This window comes from Shigella sonnei (assembly GCF_002950395.1).
Lineage (GTDB): Bacteria > Pseudomonadota > Gammaproteobacteria > Enterobacterales > Enterobacteriaceae > ECMA0423.
In genome coordinates this window covers 1,782,256-1,802,028 of sequence record NZ_CP026802.1, presented here as the reverse complement: position 1 = coordinate 1,802,028, position 19,773 = coordinate 1,782,256, and the positions used below count along the sequence as shown (strand labels likewise).

Here is a 19,773-nt window from a genome sequence, read left to right as displayed (position 1 = left end):
AGCATTGCCTGATGCGCTACGCTTATCAGGCCTACAAGGGGACCACAATACCGACGAAAGAGCGGGATAAAACTTTACTGTCCTGACTCATTAGCCACATCCTTGCTAACTAAAAAACGGGCGGTAATACCACCGCCCGTTTGCTGAATTAACGTCCTGCTTTCAGCTTCTGATAATACTCTTCATAAATGCTGCTGGCTGCGCCAACGTCATTCTGCCATTCACCATTTTTAATGGTTTCAGCATCCGGGTAGAGCGTTTTATCGTTCGCCACTTCCGGGCTTAACAGCTTACGCGCCGCAAGGTTTGGCGTTGGATAACCGATAGTTTCGGCAACCTGTTTTGCCACATCCGGGCGCAGCAGGAAGTTGATCAATTTCAGCGCGCCTTCTTTGTTTTTGGCATTTGCCGGGATCGCCAGGCTGTCCATCCAGAAAATGCCGCCTTCTTTCGGCCACACCACGTCAATTGGCGTACCCGCCTGGCGTGCAACGAAAGCAGAGCCGTTCCAGATCATGCCGAGGTTAACTTCGCCTTCCATGTACGGGTTAGCCGGGTTATCGGAGTTAAACGCTGCGACGTTTGGCATCAGTTTTTTCAGCTCGTTATATGCAGCTTCAATCTCTTTCGGATCGGTGGTGTTACCGGAGTAGCCCAGTTTGCGCAGCGCCATCTGGAACACTTCACGGGCATCGTCGGTCAGCAGCAGGCTACCTTTGTACTCTGGCTTCCACAGATCTGCCCAACTGGTGACAGATTTAGGATCCACCGCATCACCGTTAACGCCAATCGCCGTCGCACCCCAGATATACGGAATGGAGTAGTCGTTATTCGGGTCAAACGGCTTGTTGAGCATGTCTGGATCGAGATTGCTGAAGTTCGTTAACTTCGACTTGTCGATCTTCTGGATCATCCCTTCTTTACGCATTTTATCGACGTAATAGGTTGAAGGAACCACCAGGTCATAGGCACCGTCTTTGTACGTTTTCAGCTTGGCGTACATGGTTTCGTTCGACTCGTAAGTCGAATAGATAGCCTTAATACCGGTTTCTTTGGTGAACTGTTCAAGCAGTCCTGGCGGCACGTACTCGGTCCAGTTGTAGAAATACAGCGTGTTGTTGTCATCGGCGTGAGCGGCGCTCATGCCCAGTGCCAGAGCACCCGCCGCGAGCAGGTGGCGTGACCATTTTTTCATTTAACGTCCCCTGTGTTACCTTTCGTTTTATCACGAGCAATAAGCTGGCTGGCAATAACCATCACCAGCGACAGCACCAGTAATATGGTTGCCAGCGCGTTAACTTCCGGCGATACGCCGACTTTGACCATCGAATAAATTTTTAACGGCAGAATTTCATAACTTGGTCCGGTGACGAACGAAGAAACTACCACATCGTCCATCGACAGGGTAAAGCTTAACACCCAGCCCGCCGCCACCGCTGGCATTGCCAGTGGCAGAATGATTTTTCGCAGAATGGTAAATTCACTGGCACCGAGATCTTTCGCCGCTTCCAGCATCCGCACGTCAAAACCTTTCAGGCGCGAATACACCGTCACCACCACAAACGGCAGGCAGAAGGTGATATGCGAGAACAGCAGCGACCAGAAGCCAAGCTGAATACCCAGCAGCATAAACAGCACCAGCAGAGAAATCGCCATCACGATATCTGGTGACATCATCACCACAAACAGCATTCCGCTAACGAACGGCTTACCACGAAAGCGATAACGGTACAGCGCAACTGCCGTCAGTGAACCGATAAGCGTAGCAAATGTCGCCGAAAACACCGCCATTGTTAGTGAATGCTGCGCTGCCTGTAACAGGCTGTCGTTGTTCATCAGCAGGCTATACCATTTGGTGGTAAAACCCTGCCAGTTGATGCCAAAGCGCGAGCTGTTAAAGGAGTTCACAATCAAAATAATGATTGGGATATACAGGTACGCGTAGATAGCGGTCATAAAACCGCCGCGAAGCAGTCGACCGATCATTCGAGTTCCACCTTTTTATTCAGCAGACGAGAAGCGCGCCAGTAAACCAGCAACATCAGGCCCATTACGATAGTCAGCGTAATGCTGGTGGCTGCACCAAACGGCCAGTCACGAATATTGAGGAACTGGACCTTGATGACGTTACCGATCAGCAGGTTTTTCGCACCGCCCATCAGGTCGGATACATAGAACAGGCCCATCGCTGGCAGCATCACCAGCAGACATCCGGCAATAATTCCCGGCATCGTCAGTGGAATAATGATACGGATAAAAGTCTGTAACTTGCTGGCACCGAGATCGCGCGCCGCCTCAAGCAACGGCTTATCCAGTTTTTCGATACTGGAGTACAGCGGCATCACCATAAACGGTAGCAGAATGTAAACCAGACCGATAATCACCGCACTGGGCGTGAACATGATACGAATTGGTGTGTCGATAACGCCCAGCCAGAGCAAAAACTCGTTGAGATAGCCTTTGGTGCTGAGGAAAATTTTCAGCCCGTAGATGCGAATCAGTGAGTTGGTCCAGAAGGGAACAATCAGCAGAAACAGCAGCAGCGGACGCACCTTGTGTGGCAGCTTCGCCAGAAACCAGGCAAACGGGTAGCCCAGCACCAGGCAGGCGAGGGTGGCGATCAGCGCCATATTCAGCGAGTGCAATAGCACTTCAAAATAGAGCGGATCGAGCAGACGCGTGTAGTTATCCAGCGTAAAGACCATTTTGACGAAACTGGCGTCGTCGCGGGTCAAAAAGCTGGTGCCAATGATCATCAGGTTGGGCAGAAAGACAAACAACACAAGCCAACCGACAATAGTGACAATCACTACATTCTGGAACTTACTTGTGTTCTTCATCAGCCAGTACGACCTCCCAGCTTTCTACCCAATTAATGGCCATTTTTTGGTCGAGAGAGTGGTCAAAGTCAGGGTCGTCTTCATTGAAGAATTCGCTGACCATCACCATCTTGCCATTTTCCAGTTCAACAACCGACTCCAGCGTCATGCCTTTGTAGTTACGCTCACGAACGTAACCAATCAGCCCTTCAGCGTGGTTGTCGTCGTTAATCTCTTCAACACGTAAGTCTTCCGGGCGCAGCAGAACATGCAGTTTTTGCCCCGGTTCAACGGCGAAGTTAACGTAGATATTACATTCGCGGCCTTCAACGTTGGCGCGTACGCGCTGCTCGTCGAGACGTTCGATGACAGTGGCGTTAAACATATTGATTTCGCCAATGAAGCCGGCAACAAACAGGTTTTTCGGCTCTTCGTAAATTTCGCGCGGTGTACCATCTTGCTCAATACGACCCTCGCGCATCACCACAATCCTGTCTGACATGGTGAGCGCTTCTTCCTGATCGTGAGTGACAAAGACGAAGGTAATACCAAGCTTACGCTGTAACGCTTTCAGCTCGTTCTGCATTTGCTTACGCAGTTTGTAATCCAGCGCTGAGAGCGACTCATCCAGCAACAACAGACGAGGCTTGTTAACCACCGCGCGAGCAATGGCGACGCGTTGCTGTTGACCACCAGAGAGCTGATGCGGTTTACGTTGAGCGAAGGTTTCCAGTTGCACCATCCGCAGGGCTTCCATCACGCGGGGCGTAATTTCAGCAGCGGGGGTTTTTTGCATGCGCAACCCAAAGGCCACATTTTCGAACACGGTCATGTGGGGGAAAAGTGCGTAGCTTTGGAAAACAGTGTTCACATAGCGGTTTTCCGCCGGAACGTGGGTGATGTCCTCGTTATCCAGCATGATGCGTCCGGAATCAACAGTTTCCAGACCTGCAATCAGGCGAAGAACGGTTGTTTTACCGCAGCCAGAAGGGCCAAGCAGCGTGAGGAACTCGCCATTGTTGATAGTCAGATCCAGCTGGGGAATGACCTCTTTACCATCAAAGCATTTGCGAATTCCCGCCAATTGCACCAGCGGTGAAAGCGAACTCGGTTGTTTATTCAATTTTTTACTCTGTCCCATGTAAACGCAACGGATGGCTTACCGATGCGGGGTTTGTGGTTAACCACCTTGGTGACTCTTAATGAGGGCGGTAATTCTACGGCAAACCGCTTGAATCGCCAATCTTTGTTGTGAATTACTGGCTTAGCTTTATATTCATTAAGGTAATGCTGATAAATATTCCCGCTTGCAGGGGTAAAAGTGACCTGACGCAATATTTGTCTTTTCTTGCTTCTTAATAATGTTGTCACAAAAAGTGAGGGTGACTACATGGATAAACTACTTGAGCGATTTTTGAACTACGTATCTCTGGATACCCAATCAAAAGCAGGGGTGAGACAGGTTCCCAGCACGGAAGGCCAATGGAAGTTATTGCATCTGCTGAAAGAGCAGCTCGAAGAAATGGGGCTTATCAATGTGACCTTAAGTGAGAAGGGCACTTTGATGGCGACGTTACCGGCTAACGTCCCTGGCGATATCCCGGCGATTGGCTTTATTTCTCATGTGGATACCTCACCGGATTGCAGCGGCAAAAATGTTAATCCGCAAATTGTTGAAAACTATCGCGGTGGCGATATTGCGCTGGGTATCGGCGATGAAGTTTTATCACCGGTTATGTTCCCGGTGCTGCATCAGCTACTGGGTCAGACGTTGATTACCACCGATGGTAAAACCTTGTTAGGTGCCGATGACAAAGCAGGTATTGCAGAAATCATGACCGCGCTGGCGGTATTGCAACAGAAAAACATTCCGCATGGTGATATTCGCGTCGCCTTTACCCCGGATGAAGAAGTGGGCAAAGGGGCGAAACATTTTGATGTTGATGCCTTCGATGCCCGCTGGGCTTACACTGTTGACGGTGGTGGCGTAGGCGAACTGGAGTTTGAAAACTTCAACGCCGCATCGGTCAATATCAAAATTGTCGGTAACAATGTTCATCCGGGCACGGCGAAAGGAGTGATGGTAAATGCGCTGTCGCTGGCGGCACGTATTCATGCGGAAGTTCCGGCGGATGAAAGCCCGGAAATGACAGAAGGCTATGAAGGTTTCTATCACCTGGCGAGCATGAAAGGCACCGTTGAACGGGCCGATATGCACTACATCATCCGTGATTTCGACCGTAAACAGTTTGAAGCGCGTAAACGTAAAATGATGGAGATCGCCAAAAAAGTGGGCAAAGGGTTACATCCTGATTGCTACATTGAACTGGTGATTGAAGACAGTTACTACAATATGCGAGAGAAAGTGGTTGAGCATCCGCATATTCTCGATATCGCCCAGCAGGCGATGCGTGACTGCGATATTGAACCGGAACTGAAACCGATCCGCGGTGGTACCGACGGCGCGCAGTTGTCGTTTATGGGATTACCGTGCCCGAACTTGTTCACTGGCGGTTACAACTATCATGGTAAGCATGAGTTTGTGACTCTGGAAGGTATGGAAAAAGCGGTGCAGGTGATCGTCCGTATTGCCGAGTTAACGGCGCAACGGAAGTAAGCGAAAAGGGATGCGGCATGTGATGCCGCATCCGGCTTAAATCCAAACTTACCCTTCGAAGAACCAATACCCGCTATTGACCAGCGCCGCGAGCATCGCGAGGAATGACGGATCTTCCAGCGCATCGCCAAAATTCTCCGCAGTCAGCGCAATGTTGCTGGCGAGTGCATCCAGTGCCGGACGGTGCGGGGAATCGATCTTCTCACCATTGGCATACACGTCGTCGCCAATGCGCAATACGCGCAGACCACCCAGGCGCACCAGCACATCACCTTGTTTCAGCGCATCGTAGATTTCATCTGGCTGATAAGGCGGTTCTGGCGGCGCGATATCCAGTTCATGACGTGACTGGGATATAAACTCGCCAAACCATTGCTTAAAGTGTTCCGGCTGGTTGATCAATTCGAGCATCATCTCACGCAGTTTATCCATCTCTTGAGGCAGAACATCCGCAGGATGAGCGCGAGGTGGAACATCAGGATCGCTGTAGTAGTTGCCGCCCAGTTCACGTTGCAGCACATAATCGGCAAATCCACTAATCAGTTCCCGCGTATTTGGCGCGCGAAAGCCCACGGAATAGTTCATCGCATTTTCCAGCGCGTAGCCTTCATGCGGGAATCCTGGCGGAATATAAAGAATATCACCAGGCTCCAGCTCTTCATCGATGATGGCTTCGAACGGATCGACCTGTAACAGATCCGGATGTGGGCAGTGCTGTTTCATTTGCAGCTTTTCGCCCACTCGCCAGCGACGACGTCCGGTACCCTGAATGATAAACACGTCGTACTGATCGAGATGCGGGCCGACGCCGCCGCCAGGTACAGAAAAAGAAATCATCAGATCATCAATACGCCAGTCCGGTAGTTCACGGAACGGTCGCATCAGCGCGGCGGTCGGCTCATGCCAGTGGTTCACTGCCTGTACCAGTAATGACCAGTTGGTTTCACCGAGATGATCGTAGCTTTCGAACGGGCCGTGGCTGACCTGCCATTTGCCATCCTGGTGACTGACCAGTCGACTGTCAACTTCGCTTTCCATCGCCAGACCCGCCAACTCGTCTGGAGAGATCGGGTCAATAAAATTATTAAAGCCGCGTTTTAACACCACCGGGCGTTTCTGCCAGTGACGTTCAAGAAAATCGGGCCAGTTAAGAGTGAGTTGGTATTCCATGTTAAGCATCCACAGGCTGGTATCTGCAACCGATTATAACGGATGCTTAACGTAATGCGTGAAGTATGGACATATTTATTCATCTTTCGGCGCAGAATGCTGGCGACCAAAAATCACCTCCATCCGCGCACCGCCCAGCATGCTCTCTCCGGCGACGATTTTACCCTCATATTGCTCGGTGATTTCGCGGGCTACCGCCAGCCCTACACCTTGCCCAGGGCGTAAAGTATCAACCCGTTGACCACGGTCGAAAATGACCTCTCGCTTGCTTAATGGAATACCGGGGCCATCATCCTCGACCACAATATAGAGATGCTCGTCGGTTTGCCTTGCAGAAATTTCGACAAACTCGAGGCAATATTTACAGGCATTATCCAGCACGTTGCCCATCACCTCGACAAAATCGTTCTGCTCACCGACAAAGCTGATCTCTGGCGAAATATCGAGAGAGATATTGACCCCTTTGCGTTGATACACTTTGTTCAGCGCTGAGGTGAGATTGTCCAGCAGTGGGGCGACCGGATGCAGCTCGCGGCTGAGCAATGTCCCGCCGCGCATACTGGCACGATGCAGGTAGTAGCCAATTTGCTGTGAAATGCGGCTGATTTGCTCCAGCATTACCGGCTCAGCATCACTGACGCTCATCTTTTCACTACGCAGAGAACGCAGCGTACTTTGCAGCACCGCCAGTGGCGTTTTCAGACTATGGGTCAGGTCGGTGAGCGTCGTACGGTATTTGTCGTAACGTTCGCGTTCACTTTTTAACAATCGGTTCAGGTTTCGTACCAGACTGGTCAGTTCTCGCGTTGTGGCTGGATTGAGCAATTCGCGGTTATGTTCTTCCAGTTCGCGGACTTCTTTTGCCAGGGCTTCGATGGGGCGTAAACTCCACCAGGCGGCGACCCACAGCAGCGGGATCACTAACAGCAGATTGGCTGAGAGCACATAGATAAACCAGCTCCAGACCATATAGGAACTTTTTAGCTCCACCGGAATGGTATCCACCACCACAATGGTTAATTTTGGCATCCGCGATGTTGCCGGGTAGACGTTTACTGCCACCGAGTGGGTCATCTCCGCGTCGTCATCATCTTCCCGCACTTCCTGCAACTGTTGCTGTATCGAATGATCTCCACTCAGCAAGAGGCTGGTATCGTTAACATCCGCTTCAATTTCATGAAAACCATTCGATTTCAGCCAGTCAGGCTGGATCATCTTCATCAGCCAGGGCACGTCACGTTGCGCCCATAAAAGCTGCCCGTTCTCATCATAAATTAGCGTCATGGTGGGGCTTTGCTTGTCGATATTTTCGGGTAACTCGACATGCAACTTATTGTTTTCCCACTTCGCAAGGGTATAGAACAGATTGCTCTCGCCACGTAACAGCCGAAACGTAGTTTTATCGAAACTGACGCTATAACCGATCAGCGCGACCATTCCGTAGGCAAGCGAAAGCACCAGTACTACCGCAGCCGTTGCCAACAGAAAACGTACCCGCAGCGAGAGCGGGAAAAAAAGACGCAGTAATTTTTTCATCAGCGCAATTCGAACAAATAGCCCTGGCCGCGAACGGTAGTAATCACTTCTTGCGGATATTGTGCCTGAATTTTTTTGCGCAGACGTCCCATCAGTACATCAATGGTATGGCTTTCCCGCAGCTCCGCATCCGGATAGAGTTGGAGCATTAACGAATCTTTGCTCACCACTTTGCCATTATTGCGTATCAACGTTTCCATAATGGTGTATTCGAACGCGGTCAGTTTGATCACTTCGTCATTAATAGATAATTCACGGCGAGAGAGATCAACCTGAAACGGTGGTAGCGAAATGACCTGTGAAGCCAGACCGCTATTACGCCGCATTAATGCCTGCATTCGCGCCATCACCTCTTCAATATGAAATGGTTTAGTCACGTAATCATCAGCACCAGCACTTAATACTTCGACTTTGTCCTGCCAGCTTTCACGGGCGGTTAATACCAGAATCGGCAGTGAAACATCATTGCTACGCCAGCGGCGAATCAGTGACAGACCGTCCTCGTCTGGCAATCCGAGATCGACAATCGCAATATCCGGTAAATGTTCATTGAGATAATAATCGGCTTCTTTGGCATCTTCTGCATCATCGACCTGATGACCAGCATCCTGAATCTGAACTTTAAGGTGGTGACGTAACAACGCATTGTCTTCAACAACCAGTACGCGCATTTTTATTTCTCCCTGTCTTAATTATTAAAATAGTGTAACGCGATTATGTGGTTATGGGGGTAAACATTAAATAAACCAGCGGGGAGGGGAGGTAAAGTGAAAAAATAAAAAGCGGATAATCTTAATAAGCAGGCCGGACAGCATCGCCATCCGGCACTGATACGAGTTTATTTCAGCTCATCAACCATGGTGATGGCGCGACCAATGTAGTTTGCCGGCGTCATCGCTTTCAGGCGGGCTTTCTCTTCTTCTGGCAACGCCAGACCGTCGATAAACTGCTTCATGCCTTCGGCGTCAACGCGCTTACCACGAGTCAGCTCTTTCAGCTTCTCGTACGGTTTTTCGATGCCATAGCGACGCATAACTGTCTGGATTGGCTCAGCCAGCACTTCCCAGTTGTGATCCAGCTCATCCAGCAGATGGTCACGGTTCACTTCCAGTTTGCTCACGCCTTTCAGGGTGGATTGATACGCAATCAGCGCATAACCGATACCCACGCCGAGGTTACGCAGCACGGTGGAGTCGGTCAGGTCACGCTGCCAGCGGGAAACCGGCAGTTTGCTTGCCAGATGCTGTAATACCGCGTTGGAAAGGCCCAGATTCCCTTCGGAGTTCTCGAAGTCGATCGGGTTAACTTTATGCGGCATGGTGGAAGAACCAATCTCACCAGCAATGGTTTTCTGTTTGAAGTGGTTAAGGGCGATATAACCCCAGACGTCACGATCAAAGTCGATCAGAATGGTGTTGAAGCGTGCAACGCAATCAAACAGCTCGGCGATGTAGTCGTGCGGTTCAATCTGGGTAGTGTACGGGTTCCATTGAATACCCAGCGAGGTGACGAACTCTTCGCTGAACTGATGCCAGTCAACTTCCGGGTAAGCGGCGATGTGGGCGTTATAGTTACCGACCGCGCCGTTGATTTTGCCGAGGATCTCCACCTGGTTAAGCTGGCGGTACTGGCGCTCCATACGGTAGGCGACGTTTGCCATCTCTTTACCGATGGTTGACGGCGTGGCTGGCTGACCGTGGGTACGAGACAGCAGCGGGATATCGCGGTACTGAACGGCGAGATCTTTAATGCCATCAATCAGTTGACGCCAGTACGGCAGGATCACTTCATCACGCGCGGTTTTCAGCATTAATGCGTGGGAGAGGTTATTGATATCTTCCGAAGTACAGGCAAAGTGGATGAATTCAGAAACCGCGTGCAGTTCCGGGATCTCCGCCACTTTTTCTTTCAGGAAATACTCAACCGCTTTAACGTCGTGGTTAGTGGTACGCTCGATGGTTTTGATGCGTGCGGCATCTTCTTCGCTGAAATTGGCGACAATTGCATCAAGGTAACCGATTGCGTCGGCAGCAAAAGCAGGAACTTCCTTGATCGCTGCGTGCGCGGCCAGTTTTTGCAGCCAACGTACTTCAACTTGTACACGGAATTTCAGCAAACCATATTCGCTGAAAATCCCGCGCAGCGCGCTGACTTTATCGCCGTAGCGTCCATCGACAGGGGAAACGGCGGTCAGTGAGGATAATTCCATAGATCACAACTCCGGGGTTAAATGAGCAAGAATTTGTTTTGCCTGAGTGGTCAGGCGATTACGAGAAAACATCAGTTGCAGACGTCCGCCGCCGACCTGGTGCCAGAGCACGGCGGCGCGAATGCCTGCCAGCAGGGTTGCGCGAACTTTCGCCTGCACTTGTGGGCTTTGCAGTACAGCAGGGGAACCGGTGACCTGAATGCGTGGGCCAAGCGGGCTGATCACATCAACATAGATAGCAGCCATCGCGCTCATCAGCGTTTCGGACTGTAAATCGAAGTGTTCGAGCTGGCGTTGCAGGCCGTTGATCCGGTTGCCCAGAGTGTCGAGCGCGCCTTTCGCTGAGGAGAGTTTGCGCTCAAGCACCATCAAGCTGAGTGTGTAGCGGGTTAATTCGGCGTTTAAGCCCTGGCGACTGCTGGCATTGAGCACGCCGAGCAGGGTTTCCAGCCCGACGCGCAGGTTGGCTTCGCTACCGCCAAAAACCGCCAGCGTCGAGCTGGGGTTCATATCAATAATACTGTTGAGTGAGACGTGTAGCGCATCGGCATCACAATGCCCCTGGTGAGCGAGTTGTTGCACCAGGCGTGCCGACTGACAAATACCGGCCAGGGCGAGGGTGATGTCATAGTAATTCTTTGCCACGTTCACTGCTTCCTTGTTTTAAGTAAAGATAATAATCAGACCGGCAGCGGCAGACGCTGCTCAATAATACCGCCACCGAGGCACACTTCACCGTTATAGAAGACGGCAGACTGGCCCGGCGTCACGGCGGCAACCGGTTCATCGAAAATCACTTCAATGCGATCATCGTCCAGCGCCTTGACGGTGCAAGGGATATCGGTCTGGCGATAGCGGGTTTTTACCGTGCAACGCATAGTGCCGGTGAATGGTTCGCGATCGACCCAGTGCAACTGCTGGGCAATCAACCCGACAGACATCAGCCGCGGGTGTTCATGGCCCTGAGCGACAACCAGAATGTTGTTTTCGACGTCTTTGTCCACCACATACCAAGGTTCTTCGGTGCCTTCTTTGGTGCCACCGATACCCAGACCTTTACGCTGACCGAGAGTGTGATACATCAGCCCCTGGTGCTCACCAATTTCATCGCCATCGACGGTAATGATTTTGCCCGGTTGCCCCGGGAGATAACGGCCCAGGAACTCGCGGAATTTACGTTCGCCAATGAAGCAAATGCCGGTAGAGTCTTTTTTCTTCGCGGTGACCAGACCAAGATCTTCAGCAATCTTACGCACCTGCGGTTTTTCCAGTTCGCCGACCGGGAACAGGCTTTGCGCAATCTGCTCATGGCTGAGCGTATAAAGGAAGTAGCTCTGGTCTTTATTGCTGTCCAGACCACGCAGCAGGCGGCTCTTGCCATCGACATCGGCCCGACGTACGTAATGACCGGTAGCGATATAATCGGCACCTAAATCTTCGGCGGCAAATTCGAGGAAAGCTTTAAATTTGATCTCTTTGTTGCACAGAATATCCGGATTCGGCGTGCGACCGGCTTTATATTCGGCAAGGAACAGTTCGAAGACATTGTCCCAGTACTCGGCAGCAAAGTTAACGGTGTGCAGTTCAATGCCGAGCTTGTCGCAGACAGCCTGGGCATCAGCCAGATCCGCTGCCGCTGTGCAATATTCCTCACCGTCGTCTTCTTCCCAGTTCTTCATAAACAGGCCTTCAACCTGATATCCCTGTTGTTGCAACAGCCAGGCAGAAACGGAGGAATCGACACCGCCGGACATGCCGACGATTACTTTTTTTGCGGTTTCAGACATTGGATCACTCACGACATTGAACTTCAAGGCGGCGTATTCTATCACGCAGCCTTTTAGATGACACCCTTTGTAAAAGGCCAGTTAAAATCGCCAATCATCTCCAGCGGATAGCGTTGCCCACTTTGATAACAACGGATACTTTCCGCCACCAGCGGCGAACGAAGATTTGACGCCTTTAAAATTTCTTCGGCGCTGACCCAACGACAGCAGTCGATATCGCTGTCATGAGGCTGGGTCGGGCATATTTGCTCAAGCTCAATGGCAAAGAGGAAACGCAAAAACGGCGTTTTATCTGGCGCAATCCACTGATGCATACGAATAAAGTGTTGCGGTTGCGCGCTGATGCCGGTTTCTTCCCATAGCTCACGGGCGGCAGCTTCCACTAAGGTTTCATCGGCTTCCAGATGCCCGGCAGGTTGGTTCCATAACGCTTTACCATTAATCGTCTCTTCAACGACTAAAAATTTACCCTCTGCGTGCACTACGCAAGCAACGGTAACGTGCGGTTTAAACATTGTGCATCCTTATTCTGTTGCTTCTCGCCATTCGCCATTGGCAAGGTTATCCAAAGTGTAATCACCCATCGCATAACGAATCAGTCGCAGCGTGGGGAAACCAACATGGGCGGTCATGCGGCGCACCTGGCGATTACGTCCTTCATATAAGGTGATCTTCAGCCAGCTGGTGGGAATACTTTTGCGTTCACGAATTGGTGGATTCCGCGGCCATAACCACGCTGGTTCGTCAACCAGCTCCGCGCCGGCGGGCAGGGTAGGGCCATCATTTAAGGTTACGCCATTGCGCAAGGCTTCAAGTGCGTCTTGTGTGGGAATACCTTCCACCTGCACATAATAGATTTTCCCGGTGCGTTTGCCCGGCTGGGTTAAACGCGCCTGCAACGCGCCGTTATTGGTCAGCACCAGTAACCCTTCGCTATCGCGGTCAAGACGACCTGCTGCATAAACGCCCTGAACCGGGATGAATTCTTTTAATGTTTTGCGTCCGGCTTCATCGGTGAACTGCGGAAGAACATCGTAGGGTTTATTGAACAGGATCACACGCGTGGGCTGGTTTTCAGGTTTACGCCTAGTAGAACGTTGCGAGCTGAATCGCTTAACCTGGTGATTTCTAAAAGAAGTTTTTTGCATGGTATTTTCAGAGATTATGAATTGCCGCATTATAGCCTAATAACGCGCATCTTTCATGACGGCAAACAATAGGGTAGCATTGACAAGCCAATTACAAATCATTAACAAAAAATTGCTCTAAAGCATCCGTATCGCAGGACGCAAACGCATATGCAACGTGGTGGCAGACGAGCAAACCAGTAGCGCTCGAAGGAGAGGTGAATGGAAAGTAAAGTAGTTGTTCCGGCACAAGGCAAGAAGATCACCCTGCAAAACGGCAAACTCAACGTTCCTGAAAATCCGATTATCCCTTACATTGAAGGTGATGGAATCGGTGTAGATGTAACCCCAGCCATGCTGAAAGTGGTCGACGCTGCAGTCGAGAAAGCCTATAAAGGCGAGCGTAAAATCTCCTGGATGGAAATTTACACCGGTGAAAAATCCACACAGGTTTATGGTCAGGATGTCTGGCTGCCTGCTGAAACCCTTGATCTGATTCGTGAATATCGCGTTGCCATTAAAGGTCCGCTGACCACTCCTGTTGGTGGCGGTATTCGCTCTCTGAACGTTGCCCTGCGCCAGGAACTGGATCTCTACATCTGCCTGCGTCCGGTACGTTACTATCAGGGCACTCCAAGCCCGGTTAAACACCCTGAACTGACCGATATGGTTATCTTCCGTGAAAACTCGGAAGACATTTATGCGGGTATCGAATGGAAAGCAGACTCTGCCGACGCCGAGAAAGTGATTAAATTCCTGCGTGAAGAGATGGGGGTGAAGAAAATTCGCTTCCCGGAACATTGTGGTATCGGTATTAAGCCGTGTTCGGAAGAAGGCACCAAACGTCTGGTTCGTGCAGCGATCGAATACGCAATTGCTAACGATCGTGACTCTGTGACTCTGGTGCACAAAGGCAACATCATGAAGTTCACCGAAGGCGCGTTTAAAGACTGGGGCTACCAGCTGGCGCGTGAAGAGTTTGGCGGTGAACTGATCGACGGCGGCCCGTGGCTGAAAGTTAAAAACCCGAACACCGGCAAAGAGATCGTCATTAAAGACGTGATTGCTGATGCATTCCTGCAACAGATCCTGCTGCGTCCGGCTGAATATGATGTTATCGCCTGTATGAACCTGAACGGTGACTACATTTCTGACGCCCTGGCAGCGCAGGTTGGCGGTATCGGTATCGCCCCTGGCGCAAACATCGGTGACGAATGCGCCCTGTTTGAAGCCACCCACGGTACTGCGCCGAAATATGCCGGTCAGGACAAAGTAAATCCAGGCTCTATCATCCTCTCCGCTGAGATGATGCTGCGCCATATGGGGTGGACTGAAGCGGCTGATTTAATTGTTAAAGGTATGGAAGGTGCTATCAACGCGAAAACCGTAACTTATGACTTTGAACGTCTGATGGAAGGCGCTAAGCTGCTGAAATGTTCAGAGTTTGGTGAAGCGATCATCGAAAACATGTAATCTCTCCATGAGTTAAATATTGAAACGGGCGTATAACACGCCCGTTGTTTTATTTATGTGGATATTATTAATAGCATATCGAGCATATTTATATGAAGCCCATTACTTGAGCCCATATGGGCATATTTTTATAATGCAACTATTATGTAAACATTTATTTGTTATTTTGCTTTCTCCTGGAGGACACTCTTGACTGCTTTTGAGTAAACTCCATAAATTCTTGTTGAATGGTGCAATGTTATAAATAGTAATAGGATATTCTTTTTCCTTAAGGATAATACCAAGCTTAACCGGTGTAAATATACTTCCAGGAGGAAGAAATATAGTAGATTGATACCAGATGATCATTTTCATATCACCCCATATGGCTGAAAAAGATATGCCGCATGTAGGTTGAATTACCGTGTCAATTACTACCCACTTCATTTGTTATGTCTTATCCCACGGTATTTAATATAGTTCATTTGGATGTTCATTTCTTTATTTTGCATATGAGTATATTACCCCTTCAAAAAATAAATTAATTAAAACGATTGCTTATATAAAACAAAATTTAAAGCAAGGAATCTCAATGGATGTTAAACAAAATGAGATTTAGTGAAAACAATAAATTATTCACTTCGTTTTAGATTTGTTTAGCTATAATGTTATACATTCAAATGACTGAACATCCTGTAATTAAAACATAGCCTTTATGCTACTTGGTGCCAATTTGCTAAACATTATGGTTGCCTTTTTATATAACGATAATAATGAATATAAACATGACATGAGAATAAGGTTTCAATTTTTGAGTTATATAGGAAAGGTTTAACCTGTTCCTGGCTAAAATACATATAACTGGATGATGACTAAACCAAAACACATGTGCGTTAAGTATTGAAACGGGCGTATGGCACACCCGTTGTTTTTATAAATATATTAACCGTTATAAAATAACGTATAGAAAGTCAAGTGATCACATTTCAAATATCAATTTGATAGTATTGGCCTGGTGATTATTTATGGGTAGCAATAAAAGGACAGTATTTATCATCCATAGGGATAGTCTCTGTACTTTTATTCCCATTATGCTAATGCCTTACTGAATTATGAAGCATTTCTTAAGCATCCAACTTTAGCTAGATTAATGGTTTATTATTTTCTACATCTTCAATATATAAAAGCGTATTATCAATGGCGTAGTAACTGCGTTTGTTATGATTAACATCAGTAACCCAACGGAAAACGCCCGCGCCTGCCAGTGTTGAACAGTATTCCCGAAATGTAGATTTTCCGTAAATATGAAGCAATGCGGCCTCTTTTATTTTAGCAGGGTTCTTGGTCGTACTAACTTTTAACAGGTTCCTGGTTCCTCTTAATAACAAAACCGTGTCATCGTGAGTAATAATTCTGATGTTATCCGTAGCCAGATAATAAATGTAATGTGCAATACGGTGATGTTTTAATTCTGAATAAAACCAGGAGAAGTTTTGCTCTTTTCTCACTTGCTCAAACATCTTTTGAAAAACAACGACCTGATCCATCAGGATAATAACCTCTTGTTAGTTGTGAGACTGCGTAGTGTGCACGATCGGTTTTACCACTTCAATCTGGTCTGTCCTTTGGCTGTGATATGTACAGAGTGTGATAGAGGGATTACCTGAATTCTTCCGGTGAGCATTTTGCAACGGACCAGCTCCGGTACAAATGCTGTTGTGGGTTCAGATTATAACATTCTGTCTAAGGGGCGGGATAAAGGTGAAATTAGGGGGCATGAAAGATGACTTTATAACCTTGCTCACCCCAATGTTGTAAAAGTTCGTTTTGCCTTCTCGTTGGTGCCATGCCTGTCCAGACAATCAATGTTTGCGTCGGGAACAGTTCCGGGCGCGGCGATTCAATGGGATCAGCAAGAACAGAAATGTGCCATCCTGACAATGATAAACGCCATGCTTCCAGCCACAATCGTGCTCTCTCTTCAACATTCCACGCCATCAGAATGGCTTCTTTACCGGGCTTACGGCGCATTTCGAAAAGTGAGGCTGCTGCATATTCAATTAATGCGCCGTCAAACATACTGCTCATAATGCGGGAGGTGTTGTGATCAAGCACGAGACGCTGGCGAACAGGAAGGTAAACATGATTAATCAATTGATCTACTGGGTACTCTCGACCCAGTGAAATAATTCTCGCGCGTAGTTTGGCAGGATTAGCCATACGAAGAATTGACATCATCTCTTCTTGCAGGCGGTTCCAGTCATCTTCCGTATCCTGGCTGGTGGTTTCCAGTAATGCTTTAACTTTGCCTACAGGGACGCCATTACTTATCCAACGCTTGATCTCTTCGATGCGTTGTATGTCTTCTTCATCAAAGAGTCGGTGTCCGCCTTCACTGCGCTGTGGTTTTAACAAACCGTAGCGGCGTTGCCAGGCCCGGAGAGTGACAGGATTAATCCCGCAACGTTCAGCAACATCACCAATGCTGTAATAAGCCACAATTCCTCCTTGCGGTCATAAATCTCCGCCGCCTGTACACGACCCAATAATACTTTGTACAATATACGCTAAAATTGTACAAAGTATAAATAAGATTTCAGCTAAATTGGATGAAACATTATATTTAATGTGGATTAAATTTAAACATAACGTATTCATTTTCACGATGATTTACTGAAATCATGTGAAAGAATGTGCTGAAAATTATTTTTTCTCTGGCCACGCTATGGAAGGGATACCATTCAATTTAGCTTTAGCAAACAGATCTCCCTGAAACATCTCAATTCCTGCGGATTCAAGCCACATCCACTCTTCTGGTGTTGCCACGCCCATAGCACTGACTTGAATTTCAAGTGATGTACAGCATTTTATGATCGCTTGAATAATTGCCTGCCGTGGCCCGCTTTTATGAACATTGGTAATCAATTCCTGACTGATTTTAATTCTGTCAGGCTGGAAGCGTGACAGGAGTAACAAACCGGCAAAACCTGCGCCAAAATGATCAATTGCTACACTGATACCGGCAGCCTTAAGCGATTTAATCGCTTCTGCAAACTCATCAAACCGAGATATAACTTCACTTTCAGTAAATTCAACGATGATTTGTTCAGGCACCAGAGCATTGGCCTTTATTTCATCAAGTAAAAAAGAGACTGCGTCAGGTTCGTTAACCAGGGTCATAGGTAATAGATTGATTGAAATCATTTTATCACCGAGCTCAAGTGCGTGTGCCATCGCGAATGCAAGCGCCTTACTTTTGAGATCCGCTGTGTAGATTTCCCCGTCTTTACGCTGCCCAACCGCTATGGCTGATGGGCTTCATTTTTTTGCACAATGGCTTCAAAAGCGATTATCCGCCGCGATAAGGGATGAAAGGCAAAGTGGTCGTTTATAGTTGGTGAAAGGGTACAGGAATCAAGTTCTTTATCAGATCCGTCAGCGATAAAAAGCCAGGAGTCTTCGGCAGGGATCTCGAAATAGGTTGATTGTTCGGTTGCAAGGACAAAAGTACGAAAAAATTGTAGCGCTCTGTCATCATAAGTTAGCTGAAATTTTGATGTGCCTTTGTCGAATACGGCCTGTAAAACGTCATCTCGCTCGTGCAGGCGCAAATCAAATAATTCCATTCCCGCTTTGCCAAAACGGCGAGCAGGCGCGTAATCGCACAGCAGCTCAACAATATTATAGTGCCGTGGATCCTGGCATATAGCCCGATATATCATTTTAACCTGTTCTTCCGGACCTTCCAGAAGCTGGAAAAAATGAGAACCATTAAACAGTAAGATCCCTGTTACGTCAGACTGCATGTTCCTGCGATTTGCTATCGAAACCATTTCTTCGATTTTTTTGACAGGTTCGTCGTCACGTATATGGCTACGATAAATAAGGGTGGTAAGCATTAACAGGTGATGCTGCCAACTTACTGATTTAGTGTATGATGGTGTTTTTGAGGTGCTCCAGTGGCTTCTGTTTCTATCAGCTGTCCCTCCTGTTCAGCTACTGACGGGGTGGTGCGTAACGGCAAAAGCACTGCCGGACATCAGCGCTATCTCTGCTCTCACTGCCGTAAAACATGGCAACTGCAGTTCACTTACACCGCTTCTCAACCCGGTACGCACCAGAAAATCATTGATATGGCCATGAATGGCGTTGGATGCCGGGCAACTGCACGCATTATGGGCGTTGGCCTCAACACGATTTTACGTCACTTAAAAAACTCAGGCCGCAGTCGGTAACCTCGCGCATACAGCCGGGCAGTGACGTCATCGTCTGCGCGGAAATGGACGAACAGTGGGGCTATGTCGGGGCTAAATCGCGCCAGCGCTGGCTGTTTTACGCGTATGACAGTCTCCGGAAGACGGTTGTTGCGCACGTATTCGGTGAACGCACTATGGCGACGCTGGGGCGTCTTATGAGCCTGCTGTCACCCTTTGACGTGGTGATATGGATGACGGATGGCTGGCCGCTGTATGAATCCCGCCTGAAGGGAAAGCTGCACGTAATCAGCAAGCGATATACGCAGCGAATTGAGCGGCATAACCTGAATCTGAGGCAGCACCTGGCACGGCTGGGACGGAAGTCGCTGTCGTTCTCAAAATCGGTGGAGCTGCATGACAAAGTCATCGGGCATTATCTGAACATAAAACACTATCAATAAGTTGGAGTCATTACCGTCGCTTTAGACTATACACAGCATAATTTTATTAGGTTAATATTTCTACGAGGCTGACATGAATAATTCAATCCCAGAGAGATTTATTTTTTCAATGTGCTTTGTTTAAAAATCTCGAGAGGGAGGTGTTCATGACGCATGGGTATGTTGATAGTCATATTATTGATCAGGCTTTACGCTTGCGTTTAAAAGATGAAACCAGTGTGATTCTTTCTGATCTCTATCTGCAAATATTGCAGTACATTGAAATGCATAAGACTACACTAACGGATATCATTATTAATGACAGGGAATCCGTGCTCTCTTAGAACTTAGACTGGCCCCCTGAATCTCCAGATAACCAGTATCACTTAAATAAGTGATAGTCTTAATACTAGTTTTTAG

At 48.5% G+C, this 19,773-nt stretch carries 20 protein-coding genes and 2 pseudogenes; 4 read left to right on the top strand and 18 right to left on the bottom strand.

Annotated elements, in window-relative coordinates; genetic code table 11:
* Positions 1–148: 148 nt before the first annotated feature.
* The 4 genes from potD to potA are packed head-to-tail and all read right to left on the bottom strand — an operon-like array spanning position 149 to position 3,960.
* Complete coding sequence (gene potD, locus C1P89_RS09735; protein WP_000759301.1) at positions 149–1,195, bottom strand: spermidine/putrescine ABC transporter substrate-binding protein PotD; 1,047 nt, start codon at positions 1,193–1,195, stop codon at positions 149–151.
* Positions 1,192–1,986, bottom strand: coding sequence for a spermidine/putrescine ABC transporter permease PotC (gene potC, locus C1P89_RS09730; protein ID WP_000580316.1), 795 nt, complete (start codon positions 1,984–1,986; stop codon positions 1,192–1,194). The genes potD and potC overlap by 4 nt, the downstream gene beginning before the upstream one ends.
* Entirely contained in the window at positions 1,983–2,840 is an 858-nt protein-coding gene (potB, locus tag C1P89_RS09725) for a spermidine/putrescine ABC transporter permease PotB (RefSeq protein ID WP_000799401.1), read from the bottom strand. The genes potC and potB overlap by 4 nt, the downstream gene beginning before the upstream one ends.
* On the bottom strand, positions 2,824–3,960 hold the full coding sequence (gene potA / locus C1P89_RS09720) for a spermidine/putrescine ABC transporter ATP-binding protein PotA (RefSeq protein WP_000531601.1): 1,137 nt from the start codon (positions 3,958–3,960) through the stop codon (positions 2,824–2,826). The genes potB and potA overlap by 17 nt, the downstream gene beginning before the upstream one ends.
* A 249-nt stretch (positions 3,961–4,209) precedes the next feature.
* Here potA and pepT point away from each other — a divergent pair, with 249 nt between their 5' ends.
* Positions 4,210–5,436 carry a peptidase T gene (gene pepT / locus C1P89_RS09715; protein ID WP_000359446.1) on the top strand — a complete coding sequence of 409 codons (1,227 nt, stop codon included), beginning with the start codon at positions 4,210–4,212 and terminating at the stop codon, positions 5,434–5,436.
* Positions 5,437–5,484: 48 nt separating this feature from the next.
* Here the strand turns inward: pepT and roxA are convergent, their stop codons facing one another.
* From roxA to rluE, 8 genes are all read right to left on the bottom strand, one after another.
* On the bottom strand, positions 5,485–6,606 hold the full coding sequence (gene roxA, locus C1P89_RS09710; RefSeq protein WP_001295435.1) for a [50S ribosomal protein L16]-arginine 3-hydroxylase: 1,122 nt from the start codon (positions 6,604–6,606) through the stop codon (positions 5,485–5,487).
* Positions 6,607–6,681: 75 nt separating this feature from the next.
* Positions 6,682–8,142 carry a two-component system sensor histidine kinase PhoQ gene (gene phoQ / locus C1P89_RS09705; RefSeq protein WP_000735412.1) on the bottom strand — a complete coding sequence of 487 codons (1,461 nt, stop codon included), beginning with the start codon at positions 8,140–8,142 and terminating at the stop codon, positions 6,682–6,684.
* Positions 8,142–8,813, bottom strand: a complete 672-nt coding sequence (gene phoP, locus C1P89_RS09700) for a two-component system response regulator PhoP (RefSeq protein ID WP_001265481.1) — start codon at positions 8,811–8,813, stop codon at positions 8,142–8,144. Before phoP ends, phoQ begins: the two co-directional genes overlap by 1 nt.
* Positions 8,814–8,980: 167 nt before the next feature.
* Entirely contained in the window at positions 8,981–10,351 is a 1,371-nt protein-coding gene (gene purB, locus C1P89_RS09695) for an adenylosuccinate lyase (RefSeq protein ID WP_000423729.1), read from the bottom strand.
* A 3-nt stretch (positions 10,352–10,354) separates the two neighbouring features.
* The gene (hflD, locus tag C1P89_RS09690; RefSeq protein ID WP_001297479.1) at positions 10,355–10,996 is read right to left on the bottom strand and encodes a high frequency lysogenization protein HflD; all 642 of its coding nucleotides are present in this window, start codon (positions 10,994–10,996) and stop codon (positions 10,355–10,357) included.
* A gap of 35 nt (positions 10,997–11,031) precedes the next feature.
* Positions 11,032–12,138, bottom strand: a complete 1,107-nt coding sequence (gene mnmA, locus C1P89_RS09685; RefSeq protein ID WP_005142160.1) for a tRNA 2-thiouridine(34) synthase MnmA — start codon at positions 12,136–12,138, stop codon at positions 11,032–11,034.
* A 53-nt stretch (positions 12,139–12,191) separates the two neighbouring features.
* A complete protein-coding gene (nudJ, locus tag C1P89_RS09680; protein ID WP_000476089.1) occupies positions 12,192–12,653 on the bottom strand; it encodes a phosphatase NudJ in 462 nt (153 codons plus the stop codon).
* Positions 12,654–12,662: 9 nt separating this feature from the next.
* Positions 12,663–13,316 (bottom strand): 23S rRNA pseudouridine(2457) synthase RluE, encoded by a 654-nt coding sequence (gene rluE / locus C1P89_RS09675; protein WP_001248692.1) that lies wholly within the window; start codon positions 13,314–13,316, stop codon positions 12,663–12,665.
* Between the two features lie 171 nt (positions 13,317–13,487).
* On the opposite strand from rluE, the gene icd reads away from it, so the two are divergent.
* Positions 13,488–14,738: an NADP-dependent isocitrate dehydrogenase gene (icd, locus tag C1P89_RS09670; protein WP_000444488.1), complete on the top strand. Its 1,251-nt coding sequence runs from the start codon at positions 13,488–13,490 to the stop codon at positions 14,736–14,738.
* A gap of 102 nt (positions 14,739–14,840) precedes the next feature.
* Here icd and C1P89_RS09665 read toward each other — a convergent pair whose 3' ends face one another.
* From C1P89_RS09665 to bluF, 6 genes and pseudogenes are all read right to left on the bottom strand, one after another.
* Positions 14,841–15,164: an anti-adapter protein IraM gene (locus C1P89_RS09665; RefSeq protein WP_014333996.1), complete on the bottom strand. Its 324-nt coding sequence runs from the start codon at positions 15,162–15,164 to the stop codon at positions 14,841–14,843.
* A 252-nt stretch (positions 15,165–15,416) separates the two neighbouring features.
* On the bottom strand, positions 15,417–15,461 hold the full coding sequence (locus C1P89_RS25920; protein ID WP_175057952.1) for a hypothetical protein: 45 nt from the start codon (positions 15,459–15,461) through the stop codon (positions 15,417–15,419).
* A gap of 235 nt (positions 15,462–15,696) precedes the next feature.
* Complete coding sequence (gene ymgL, locus C1P89_RS09660) at positions 15,697–15,807, bottom strand: protein YmgL (protein ID WP_032143442.1); 111 nt, start codon at positions 15,805–15,807, stop codon at positions 15,697–15,699.
* Positions 15,808–15,859: 52 nt separating this feature from the next.
* Entirely contained in the window at positions 15,860–16,264 is a 405-nt protein-coding gene (locus tag C1P89_RS09655; RefSeq protein WP_000373106.1) for a DUF1398 domain-containing protein, read from the bottom strand.
* A 220-nt stretch (positions 16,265–16,484) separates the two neighbouring features.
* Entirely contained in the window at positions 16,485–17,216 is a 732-nt protein-coding gene (gene bluR / locus C1P89_RS09650) for a DNA-binding transcriptional repressor BluR (protein WP_000332291.1), read from the bottom strand.
* 204 nt (positions 17,217–17,420) lie between these two features.
* Positions 17,421–18,616 (bottom strand): annotated as a pseudogene (gene bluF, locus C1P89_RS09645) (blue light-responsive regulator BluF).
* Between the two features lie 60 nt (positions 18,617–18,676).
* On the opposite strand from bluF, the gene C1P89_RS09640 reads away from it, so the two are divergent.
* Together C1P89_RS09640 and ymgC are read left to right on the top strand one after the other, a co-directional pair.
* Positions 18,677–19,374, top strand: a protein-coding gene (locus C1P89_RS09640; protein WP_094096600.1) for an IS1-like element IS1A family transposase whose coding sequence is annotated in 2 segments (ribosomal slippage) — positions 18,677–18,926 and positions 18,926–19,374 — 699 coding nt in all. Because the reading frame shifts where the segments join, the coding sequence is not laid out codon by codon here.
* A 73-nt stretch (positions 19,375–19,447) separates the two neighbouring features.
* Positions 19,448–19,697 (top strand): annotated as a pseudogene (gene ymgC / locus C1P89_RS09635) (protein YmgC).
* Positions 19,698–19,773: the final 76 nt, after the last annotated feature.